The organism is Vibrio sp. V39_P1S14PM300, from assembly GCF_009904765.1.
GTDB lineage: Bacteria > Pseudomonadota > Gammaproteobacteria > Enterobacterales > Vibrionaceae > Vibrio > Vibrio proteolyticus.
The window spans coordinates 1-11,482 of record NZ_WXWP01000397.1; the positions used below are offsets into that span (position 1 = coordinate 1).

The 11,482-nt window shown below is 48.1% G+C and carries 9 protein-coding genes; all 9 read right to left on the reverse strand.

The window, feature by feature from the left end; genetic code table 11:
* Positions 1 to 4: 4 nt before the first annotated feature.
* The 9 genes from rpsA to tig all read right to left on the reverse strand — a co-directional run bounded on the left by rpsA (position 5) and on the right by tig (position 11,407).
* Positions 5 to 1,675, reverse strand: coding sequence for a 30S ribosomal protein S1 (gene rpsA / locus CAG65_RS20630; protein WP_021704017.1), 1,671 nt, complete (start codon positions 1,673 to 1,675; stop codon positions 5 to 7).
* 108 nt (positions 1,676 to 1,783) lie between these two features.
* Positions 1,784 to 2,464, reverse strand: a complete 681-nt coding sequence (gene cmk / locus CAG65_RS20635) for a (d)CMP kinase (RefSeq protein ID WP_021704016.1) — start codon at positions 2,462 to 2,464, stop codon at positions 1,784 to 1,786.
* Between the two features lie 153 nt (positions 2,465 to 2,617).
* Positions 2,618 to 2,914 carry a ComEA family DNA-binding protein gene (locus tag CAG65_RS20640; protein WP_202599476.1) on the reverse strand — a complete coding sequence of 99 codons (297 nt, stop codon included), beginning with the start codon at positions 2,912 to 2,914 and terminating at the stop codon, positions 2,618 to 2,620.
* Positions 2,915 to 3,052: 138 nt separating this feature from the next.
* Positions 3,053 to 4,906, reverse strand: a complete 1,854-nt coding sequence (gene ppiD, locus CAG65_RS20645) for a peptidylprolyl isomerase (RefSeq protein WP_161454833.1) — start codon at positions 4,904 to 4,906, stop codon at positions 3,053 to 3,055.
* A gap of 154 nt (positions 4,907 to 5,060) precedes the next feature.
* Positions 5,061 to 5,339 (reverse strand): HU family DNA-binding protein, encoded by a 279-nt coding sequence (locus CAG65_RS20650; RefSeq protein WP_281169117.1) that lies wholly within the window; start codon positions 5,337 to 5,339, stop codon positions 5,061 to 5,063.
* 186 nt (positions 5,340 to 5,525) lie between these two features.
* A complete protein-coding gene (lon, locus tag CAG65_RS20655) occupies positions 5,526 to 7,877 on the reverse strand; it encodes an endopeptidase La (RefSeq protein WP_161454834.1) in 2,352 nt (783 codons plus the stop codon).
* 131 nt (positions 7,878 to 8,008) lie between these two features.
* Positions 8,009 to 9,289 carry an ATP-dependent protease ATP-binding subunit ClpX gene (clpX, locus tag CAG65_RS20660; protein ID WP_021704011.1) on the reverse strand — a complete coding sequence of 427 codons (1,281 nt, stop codon included), beginning with the start codon at positions 9,287 to 9,289 and terminating at the stop codon, positions 8,009 to 8,011.
* An 84-nt stretch (positions 9,290 to 9,373) separates the two neighbouring features.
* Positions 9,374 to 10,000, reverse strand: coding sequence for an ATP-dependent Clp endopeptidase proteolytic subunit ClpP (gene clpP, locus CAG65_RS20665; protein WP_021704010.1), 627 nt, complete (start codon positions 9,998 to 10,000; stop codon positions 9,374 to 9,376).
* A 105-nt stretch (positions 10,001 to 10,105) separates the two neighbouring features.
* The gene (tig, locus tag CAG65_RS20670) at positions 10,106 to 11,407 is read right to left on the reverse strand and encodes a trigger factor (RefSeq protein ID WP_161454835.1); all 1,302 of its coding nucleotides are present in this window, start codon (positions 11,405 to 11,407) and stop codon (positions 10,106 to 10,108) included.
* Positions 11,408 to 11,482: the final 75 nt, after the last annotated feature.

Below are 11,482 nucleotides of genomic sequence, written 5' to 3' on the forward strand. Positions count from 1 at the left end.
AGAATTATTCGCCTTTAGCAGCTTTGAACGCGTCAGCCATAGCGTTACCGAATGCACCTTCATCTTGCTTGTTGATAGATGCCATTGCTTCTTGCTCTTCAGCTTCGTCTTTAGCTTTGATAGACAAGTTGATTACGCGGTTCTTACGGTCAACACCGGTGAACTTCGCTTCAACACTGTCACCAGCGCTCAGGATCAGAGATGCGTCTTCTACGCGGTCACGAGCAACTTCAGAAGCGCGGATGTAACCTTCTACGCCTTCTTCCAGCTCAACAGTAGCGCCTTTAGCGTCAACGGCTGTAACAGTACCGTTAACTAGAGTGCCTTTCTTGTTGTCTGCAACGTAAGCGTTGAATGGGTCATTTTCCATTTGCTTAACGCCCAGAGAAATGCGCTCACGCTCTGCATCTACAGCTAGAACAACTGCAGAGATTTCGTCGCCTTTCTTGTATTCACGTACTGCTTCTTCACCTGGAACGTTCCAAGAGATATCAGACAGGTGAACCAGACCGTCGATGCCGCCGTCAAGACCGATGAAGATACCGAAGTCAGTGATAGACTTGATCTTACCAGTTACTTTATCGCCTTTAGCTTGCGCTTCAGCGAAAGACTGCCATGGGTTAGCTTTACACTGTTTCAGGCCTAGAGAAATACGACGACGTTCTTCGTCGATTTCAAGAACCATAACCTCAACTTCGTCGCCTACATTAACAACTTTAGATGGGTGAATGTTCTTGTTAGTCCAGTCCATTTCAGAAACGTGTACCAGACCTTCAACGCCTTCTTCGATTTCAACGAAGCAGCCGTAGTCAGTCAGGTTAGTTACGCGGCCAGTCAGTTTGTGACCTTCTGGGTAACGCTTAGCGATTGCTACCCATGGATCTTCACCCAGTTGTTTCAGACCTAGAGATACACGAGTACGCTCACGGTCGAACTTCAGAACTTTAACAGTGATTTCATCACCAACGTTAACGATTTCTGATGGGTGCTTAACGCGTTTCCAAGCCATGTCAGTGATGTGCAGAAGACCGTCTACACCACCTAGGTCTACGAACGCACCGTAGTCAGTCAGGTTCTTAACGATACCTTTAACTTCGCTACCTTCTTGTAGAGTTTCCAACAGCTCATCACGCTCAACGCTGTTTTCAGATTCGATAACTGCGCGGCGAGAAACAACTACGTTGTTACGCTTCTGGTCTAGCTTGATTACTTTGAACTCTAGCTCTTTGTTTTCCAGGTGAGCAGTGTCGCGGATTGGACGTACGTCTACCAGAGAGCCAGGAAGGAAAGCACGGATACCGTTTAGTTCAACAGTGAAACCGCCTTTAACTTTACCGTTGATGATACCAACAACAGTTTCAGCTTCTTCGTAAGCTTTCTCAAGAACGATCCAAGCTTCGTGACGCTTAGCTTTCTCACGAGAAAGTTGAGTTTCACCGAAACCATCTTCAACAGCGTCTAGAGCTACGTCTACTTCAGCACCAACTTCAACTTCAAGCTCGCCAGCAGCGTTCTTGAACTGTTCAGCAGGGATAGCAGATTCAGACTTAAGACCAGCATCAACAAGAACGAAACCGTTCTCGATAGCTACTACAGTACCTTTAACGATGCTGCCTTGTTGGAATTCTGTTTCGTTTAGAAACTCTTCAAAGAGTTGAGCAAAAGATTCAGTCATTTAATTAATCTTCAATAAAGTAAACGTCCACGGGTATCCTACCTCATGGGGTTATTAACTTCGCCAGTCATCATCCATGCGACCGACGCTCTCAGCTTGATGAACTCGTTATTCAGCAAGCTTTGATTCGATATAGTTTAGTGCCTTTTCTACCACTTCGTCGATACTCATTGCAGTAGAATCCAGCAAAAGCGCATCCTCTGCAGGGCGCAATGGCGCCACCGGGCGGTTACGATCGCGATCGTCACGCTCTTGGATCTCGCTCAAAAGGTCGTCAAATCTAACATCTAAGCCCTTGCCTTGCAACTGTTTCAGGCGGCGCTGGGCACGCTCTTCGGCACTGGCATCTAAAAAGATTTTGACTTCAGCTTGCGGGAAGACGACGGTCCCCATATCTCTGCCATCAGCCACCAGACCTTTGCCGTCTGCAAACGCGCGTTGACGACGCAACAAAGCTTCACGCACTCGTGGCAACGCTGCCACTTTCGACGCGGCCATCCCCGTTTCTTCTTTGCGCAGCTCTCTGGAAACGTCCTCGCCTTCCAGAATCACTCTGACCAAATCTCCTTCGGCAATGAACTGGACATCCAGATGTGTCGCCAGGGGCACGAGCGCGTCCTCTGATTCTGTGTCCACGCCATGGTGAATGGCTGCCAGTGCGAGAACCCGATAGATCGCCCCGGAATCAAGAAGGTGAAAACCCAGCTTATCAGCCAACTGCATACAAAGCGTGCCTTTACCAGCACCACTTGGTCCATCAACGGTAATAACCGGTGTTTGAGAGGACATGTCTTACTCCATTTTGATTCTAAACCAAGTCAGAAAACTCTTGGTTTTTGACGGCACAGAATTATAAAGGGATTACCTAAGAGGTGCTAGCCGGGATCGGACAAAAGCCCATTTTTTAACGGACACGAGTCACACTTGACCGTGTCCATACTTTTACAGCTGAATTCGTGCGCGATTTTTTTCCACTAAGGCCGGGCCAATGCCTTTCACTTCTGCCAACTGTTCGGCTGACTGAAAGCCTCCATTTTGTTCCCGGTAGTCGACAATGGCCTGTGCTTTCTTCAGACCGACACCACTGAGCAACGTCGCCAGTTCTTCCGCACTGGCGGTGTTTACATTCACCGTAATTTCAATCCCTTCATACTTTTCCACCGAATCTGCGGCCTGCACCGATGCAACAGGCAACAGCAAGGCAAATAACGCTGTTGCCATCCATTTTTTCACTGACATGAGAGTTCCTCGTTTGATTGTTAACCGAAGACACAAACTAAAGTATCCTGTATCGCATCGCATTGCGGACTAAGGAAAAATAAAACGGGCTGCAAATGCAGCCCGTCTTTGTCTCATTGTCAGTTGCATGAAAACTGCTTACTGACTCACAGAGTAGTACTCAATGTCGGTGTTGGCGCGCAAGATACTCAGCACACCCGACAAATCTTTTTGCGAGTTCAACTGCGTCAGTTGAGTACCGATTTGTTGGTTGTACTGAGGATCAATGTCCGCTTCAACCTTCTCAAGCTGCACAACCGCAATGTCACCGTTCATCTCTTTTGCCTGTGCATACACTGGCTTACCGTCCTGAGGTTTGGCCATCGCATAAACCGTGTTGGCCAGCGGCGAACTGCGGTCAATTTTCTCTAGTTCACCAAACGCCAGATTGTTCTGAGACAACAACTCCTGCTTACCGACTTTCAGCTCAGCCACCAACTGCTCAGCCAGTTCAAGCGCTTGTTGCTCGCCTTTCACCTTAGACAGTTGGGTCACGACCTGCTCTTTCACGTCTTCCAAAGGCAGAACCGTTTCAGGACGAGAGTCGTCGACTCGTACCACAACAACGTGTTCAGGTGCCACTTCGATGACTTCAGAGTTCATGCCGTCTTCTTTCACTTCAGGCGACGTGATTGCCTGCATTACCGACTGATTTTTCAGTACATCAGGTGCGTCTTGCTGAGAAATAAAGTCCGTGGTGTGAACCGTTTGACCCACCGCTTTCGCCGCATCATCCAAAGAATCGGAAGATTCAAACGCCACTTTCTCAAGCGTGGTCTGCAGGTCATAGAATTCATTGACCGCTATCTGATCTTTCAACTCTTGTTTTATTGATGCCGCGACTTCCGAGTATGGTTTGGCGACGGCGTCTTTCACATCATCCAGCTTGATGATGTGGAAACCAAAGTCTGATTTAACCACGCCACTCATATCACCAGGATTCTTAAGACCAAATGCCGCCAGTTCAAATGCAGGGTCCATGACGCCTTGTTCAATCCACCCCAATGAGCCGCCAGATTCCGCACTGCCGATATCTTCCGATTGTTCCTTTGCTACCTCAGAGAAATCCGCACCACCTTTCAGTTCAGCCAGAACAGCGTCAGCTTTTTTCTCATCTTTGATCAAAATATGGCTGACTTTACGCTGAGCCTGCGAAGAGTATTTATCTAAATGCTCGTTGTAGTAGCTATGCGCTTCCTCATCTGACACCTTCAGCTTGTCTTTCATTTGTTGAGCTGACAGTTCAATGTAGGCAATTTTGTACTGTTCCGGACGCGTGAAACGCTCAGGGTTTTGCTGGTAATATTCCTGAATTTCTTCATCCGTCAGTTGTACTTTGTCTGCAAAGTCGCTCAAAGACAGTGTCAGTTTACGAATATCACGCGTCTGAGTGATCAATTTGCTCTGCGCTTCCACTTCACCTTTGAGAGAGAAATCACTGCCCTGAATTGCCGTTAGCAACTGGTTACGGACAAGATCACGACGCAGGTACTCAGCAAAGCTATCTGGCGAGAAACCTGCGCGGCGCAATGCGGCCTGATAAATTTCCTGATCAAATTTACCATCACTCTGAAACTGAGGCATTTCCAGGATCATCTGACGGACTTGATCGTCGCTAACGCGCAGACCCAACGACTCTGCGTGCTGTTCCAACAGAACGTCGTTGATCATGCGATCCAGTACAGATTTACGGAATGACTGAACATAACCTGGATCAGATAAAAGGGTTGAGAAGTAATCACCCAGTTGAGCCTGCATACGATTACGCTCGTTTTGATAAGCTTGCTCGAACTCGCCGCGACCAATTTCGGTACTGCCGACTTTGGCTGCTGCATTACTGCTACCGCTGACCAGGTAGCTACCTACACCCGCGAAAACAAAGGAAAGGATGATTAGTCCAAGTATAATTTTTACCGCGATGCTATTCACGCCTTCGCGTAATCGCTCCATCATAGTCTATCTGCTCTCCAGAAATGAAGTTTGCTACTTCAACGTCAAAATTTAATAGCGCGATGATATCAGAAAAAGAAATGCGCATCAGTAGGATGCGCATAAATTAAAAAGGTTCGAATTAATTTGCAGTTAGCCGCAAATTTCGAAATCAGGCTTAGTTACAAGCGTCTTTCAGAGCTTTGCCTGCTTTGAAGCCAGGTACTTTAGCTTCTGCGATTTGGATTTCTTCGCCAGTTTTTGGGTTACGACCAGTACGTGCAGCACGAGTGCGAACACTGAAAGTACCGAAGCCAACCAGAGCCACTTGATCGCCAGTCTGCAGCGTATCGCTTACTGCATCAATGAATGCGTCCAGCGCACGGCCTGCTGATGCTTTTGAGATATCTGCACTTGAAGCGATTTTTTCTACTAATTGTGTTTTATTCACTGTGATTCCCCTTTGCGCTACCTTAGTATTTTTATGGGTAGCATATTCGTTCCATTAAGTTTCAAATTTAGCCGGAGGCCCCGTTCCAAAAGGCTTTCCAGCTATGTTGGTAACGTTAGCGTCCAAAAAAAACGCTGACAAGCCTTTTTCGGCCTATCAGCGCAATCTTTTACTTATTTTTGCTGCACATCACTATTTTTTAACGTTAAATTCGACACCTGACGGGTCTCGCTCTAGCGCAACTTTGAGAACTTCATCAATCCACTGGACAGGGATCACGGTCAGGTCAGCAATCACGTTGTCCGGAATTTCTTCCAGATCGCGTTCGTTATCCTTAGGAATCAGCACCGTTTTAATGCCACCACGGTGTGCTGCCAACAGTTTTTCTTTCAAACCACCGATAGGCAGCACTTCACCACGCAATGTGATCTCACCTGTCATCGCAACGTCCGCTTTGACCGGGTTGCCTGTCAAGCTGGAGACCAGAGCGGTGCACATGGCGATACCCGCACTTGGCCCGTCTTTTGGTGTCGCCCCTTCCGGAACGTGCACGTGGATGTCTTTCTTCTCATAGAAGTCGTTATTGATGCCCAGCGCATCAGCACGAGAGCGAACCACTGTCATTGCAGCCTGAATCGACTCCTGCATCACATCACCCAGGGAGCCGGTTTGCGTCAGCTTACCTTTACCCGGCATTGACTGAGTTTCAATCGTCAGCAGATCGCCACCAACTTCCGTCCATGCCAGACCAATCACCTGACCAATACGGTTCATATCATCGGCTTTGCCGTAGTCATGACGTTGCACACCCAAGTAATCTTTCAGGTTGTCTATCGTGACGGTCACCGACTTGATGTCGTTGTCCAGCAAAATATTCTTCACCGCTTTGCGACAGATCTTGGAGATTTCACGCTCCAGGTTACGCACGCCCGCTTCACGGGTGTAGTAACGGATGATGCCGATGATCGCCGAATCAGCAATTTCAATTTCGTGCGGTTTCAGGCCGTTGCGCTTCACCTGCTTTTCAACCAAGTGACGCTTAGCGATATTGAGTTTTTCATCTTCGGTATACCCCGACAGACGAATCACTTCCATACGGTCTAGCAGCGGCCCTGGGATGTTCATTGAGTTCGATGTCGCAACAAACATCACATCCGACAGATCGTAATCAACTTCCAGATAATGGTCGTTGAACGAGTTGTTCTGTTCTGGATCCAGTACCTCAAGTAAGGCCGAAGCCGGGTCGCCACGCATGTCTGATGACATCTTGTCGATTTCATCCAGCAGGAACAACGGGTTCCGAACCCCTACTTTGGACATTTTCTGAATCAGTTTACCTGGCAGAGAACCAATGTAAGTGCGGCGGTGACCACGGATCTCCGCTTCATCACGAACCCCACCCAGAGCCATGCGCACATATTTGCGCCCAGTAGCAGCTGCAATCGAACGACCTAATGAGGTTTTACCCACACCCGGAGGCCCTACCAGGCACAGAATTGGGCCTTTAAGTTTGTTGATCCGGTTTTGCACAGCAAGATACTCAAGGATACGTTCTTTCACGCGCTCCAGGCCGTAGTGGTCTTCGTTCAGGATCTCTTCCGCTTTTGCCAGATTCTTTTTCACCTTAGAACGTTTGTTCCACGGTACGCTGACCATCCAATCGATGTAGCTGCGCACCACAGTGGCCTCCGCTGACATCGGGGACATCATCTTCAGCTTTTGCAGTTCCTGCTCGGTTTTTTCGCGCGCTTCCTGAGGCATTTTTGCCTCTTCAATCTTTTGCTTCAGCGCTTCAAACTCGTCCGGCGCGTCATCCATTTCACCCAGTTCTTTCTGGATGGCTTTCATCTGCTCGTTGAGGTAGTACTCGCGCTGAGATTTTTCCATCTGCTTTTTAACGCGGCTGCGAATGCGCTTTTCGACTTGCAGCAGGTCGATTTCTGACTCCATCTGCCCCATCAAAAATTCAAGACGCTCAGTCACATCCAGAATTTCCAATACTTGCTGCTTGTCGTTCAGTTTCAGCGGCATATGAGCGGCAATAGTGTCTGCCAGGCGAGCCGCTTCATCGATGCCATTCAGCGACGTCAATACCTCAGGTGGAATCTTTTTGTTCAGTTTGATGAAACCTTCAAACTGATTGATTGCGCTACGAACGATGACTTCTTGTTCTTTCTCGTCTAATTCAGGCGTCTGCAGGTATTCTGCATCGGCAAGAAAGAAATCGTCTTGGGTAATGGAGTGGATCTTGGCACGCTGCTGGCCTTCAACCAGCACTTTTACAGTACCGTCTGGCAGTTTCAGTAACTGCAGGATGGTCGCCACTGTCCCTACTTCAAATAGGTCCTCAACTGTTGGCTCATCGGTTTCTGCCTGCTTTTGTGCAACCAGTAACACTTGCTTGTTGTTATCCATCGCTGCTTCCAGGCAGCTGATTGATTTTTCACGGCCAACAAACAAAGGAATAACCATATGCGGGTAAACGACCACATCGCGCAGTGGCAGCACGGGGATCTCGATACGCTCGGAACGTTCCAAGTTCATATAATTCTCTCTTCCGCTATCACGTTTTAACTCTGACTGTTATGCAGTATATGGGGCCTAATTTGTTGGATTCAATGAAAGAATAAAAAAAAGGAGGCAATAATTGCCTCCTGTTTTATTTTGCTGTTTTGTTACTCAGCGCCAGCAGCCTGGTTGTCTGAGTTGGTGTAAATCAACAGCGGTTCAGACTCGCCATTGATCACCGATTCATCAATCACGACTTTGCTCACGTCAGTAGAAGACGGTAGCTCGTACATGGTTTCCAGCAGCACGCTTTCCAGAATAGAACGCAGACCACGAGCACCCGTTTTACGCTCCATCGCTTTCTTCGCGATCGCACTGAGCGCATCTTCACGGAACTCAAGCTCAACCTCTTCCAGATCGAACAAGGCAGCATACTGTTTCGTCAGTGCATTCTTTGGTTCACGCAGGATTTGGATTAGCGCGTCTTCGTCCAACTCTGTCAGTGTTGTTGTCACTGGCAGACGACCGATGAACTCAGGAATCAAACCGTATTTCACCAGGTCTTCAGGTTCTACCTGAGTGAACAGCTCACCGACAGTTTTGCTTTCGTCTTTCGAGCGCACTTCCGCACCAAACCCGATACCGGTTCCTTTGGCAACTCGTTGTTCAATCACCTTATCCAAGCCGGCAAATGCGCCGCCACAGATGAACAAGATCTTGGACGTGTCCACTTGCAGGAACTCCTGCTGAGGATGTTTGCGCCCGCCCTGAGGAGGAACAGAAGCAACCGTACCTTCGATCAATTTCAGCAGCGCCTGCTGCACACCTTCACCCGAAACGTCGCGTGTGATAGATGGATTTTCTGCTTTACGGGAAATCTTATCGATTTCGTCGATGTAAACAATGCCACGTTCAGCTTTTGCTACATCGTAATCGCATTTTTGCAGCAGCTTTTGGATGATGTTTTCAACATCTTCACCCACATACCCCGCTTCAGTCAGCGTGGTTGCGTCCGCCATAGTAAATGGTACATCCAGGAAACGCGCCAGCGTTTCTGCAAGCAGCGTTTTACCGCTACCTGTCGGACCAATCAACAGGATGTTACTTTTACCCAGTTCCACCCCTTCACTGGTGGTGTCACCGTTACGTAAACGCTTGTAGTGGTTATATACCGCAACAGCGAGCACTTTCTTCGCGTAATCTTGGCCAATCACATAATCATCAAGGTGTTCACGAATCTGCTTTGGCGTAGGTAACGCCTCCGACTGTTTCTTAGGCAGAACATCTTTGATTTCTTCACGAATAATGTCGTTACAAAGATCGACACACTCGTCACAAATGTAAACCGATGGGCCTGCGATTAGCTTGCGAACTTCGTGCTGGCTTTTGCCACAGAAAGAACAGTAAAGCAGTTTACTACTACCGCTCTCTTTGCTTTTGTCTGTCATTCGCTAACCTCTTAGCCTTTACTCATAATGTTTGAGTGTATATCAAATTAAGCCGAATTGCGTTACTCAATCGCCGCTTGTGTGTTACTCACCACGATGGGTTAGCACTGCGTCAACCAGACCATAGTCAACCGCTTGCTGAGCTGACATAAAGTTATCACGATCGGTATCACGCTCAATCACTTCCAGTGGTTGACCCGTGTGGTCAGCCAGCAGCGTGTTCAGCTTCTGTTTAATGCTCAGGATTTCTTGCGCATGGATCTGAATATCCGATGCCTGCCCCTGAAAGCCACCCAGCGGTTGGTGAATCATAACACGCGAGTTCGGCAGCACATAACGTTTACCTGGCGCACCGCCAGCCAGCAAGAACGCGCCCATTGAGCAGGCTTGACCGATACACAGGGTGCTGACGTTTGGTTTGATGAACTGCATAGTGTCGTAGATAGACATGCCAGCAGTCACACTGCCACCAGGTGAGTTGATGTACAGGAAGATATCTTTGTCAGGATTCTCCGACTCCAGGAAAAGCAGCTGAGCCACGACAAGGTTAGCCATGTGGTCTTCTACCTGACCCGTAAGGAAAATCACGCGATCTTTCAGCAGACGAGAATAGATATCGTAAGAGCGCTCGCCGCGGGAAGTCTGTTCAACCACCATAGGTACCAGTGCGTCCAGAATTGGCGACATTGCATTTTTTTCTTGGTAGCTCATATTCTTATGTCCCTAAAATAAATGGCCCGGATGATGTATATCATACGGACCATTGTTAGCAGAATAGTTAACTCATAGTCAACCTTCTACGCAAGATATTGCCTATTAAGCAGCAGGTTGGTTCATCAGCTCGTTAAAGCCAACTTGTTTTTCAGTCACCTGTGCTTTAGCGATGATAGCGTCAATTGCTTGCTCTTCCAGAGCAACGTTGCGCATGTTGTTCATCATTTGCTCGTTCTGCTCGTAGTAAGAGATCACTTCTGATGGATCTTCGTACGCTGTTGCCATCTCTTCGATCAGTGCTTTCACTTTGTCTTCGTCAGCTTTCAGCTCTTCAGACTTGATCACTTCACCCAGAAGCAGACCCACAACAACGCGACGTTTTGCTTGCTCTTCGAACAGCTCACGTGGAAGCTGGTTTGCTGCTTCTACGTTGCCACCGAAACGCTGAGCTGCCTGTTGACGAAGGACGTTGATTTCCTGGTCGATCAGTGCTGCTGGTACGTCGATTTCGTTTTCTTTAACCAGACCGTCGATAGCCTGTTCTTTGATGCGGTTCTTCACAGCTTGCTTCAGTTCGCGCTCCATGTTCTTACGAACTTCCGCTTTAAGCGCGTCAATGCCGCCTTCTGCAACACCGAACTTAGACACGAACTCATCGTTCAGTTCTGGAAGCTCGCGAGCTTCAACTTTGTTCACTTTGATGGCGAACTTCGCTGCTTTACCTTTCAGGTTTTCAGCGTGGTAATCTTCTGGGAAAGTCACGTCGATTTCGAATTCCATACCCGCAGTTTTACCTGTGATACCGTCTTCAAAACCTGGAATCATGCGACCTGCGCCCATTTCCAGAGGGAAGTTCTCAGCTTTACCGCCTTCGAATTCTTCACCGTCGATAGAACCAACGAAATCGATCGTTGCACGAGAGCCTTCTTCAGCCGCTGTGTCAACTTCTTTCCAAGTTGCCTGTTGCTTACGCAGAGTTTCGATCATCTCATCGACGTCTGCATCGTTAACTTCTGTTACTGGCTTTTCAACCGTGATGCTTTCCAGACCTTTCAGTTCCACTTCTGGGTAAACTTCGAAAGTCGCAGCGAAAACCAGGTCTTTACCTTCTTCGTTTTCTACCGGTGCGAAAGTTGGAGCGCCAGCTGGGTTGATTTTCTCTTTCACGATCGCTTCGATGAAGTGACGTTGCATAACTTCACCCATCACGTCTTGACGTACTGCTTTGCCGTACATCTTCGCAACCATTTTCATTGGCACTTTGCCTTTGCGGAAACCATCGAAACGACGGTTTTTCGCGATGTTGCGTAGTTCAGCTATCACTGCATCTTCGATGTTTGCAGCAGGAACAGTAATATTCAGACGGCGCTCTAGGCCTTCTAGCGTTTCAACAGTAACTTGCATTATATATAAACCTCAAAACAGGCCCAGCCAGGCTGAGCGTATGAGTTGGTGACTCACCAACTGCATCCTTGTCAA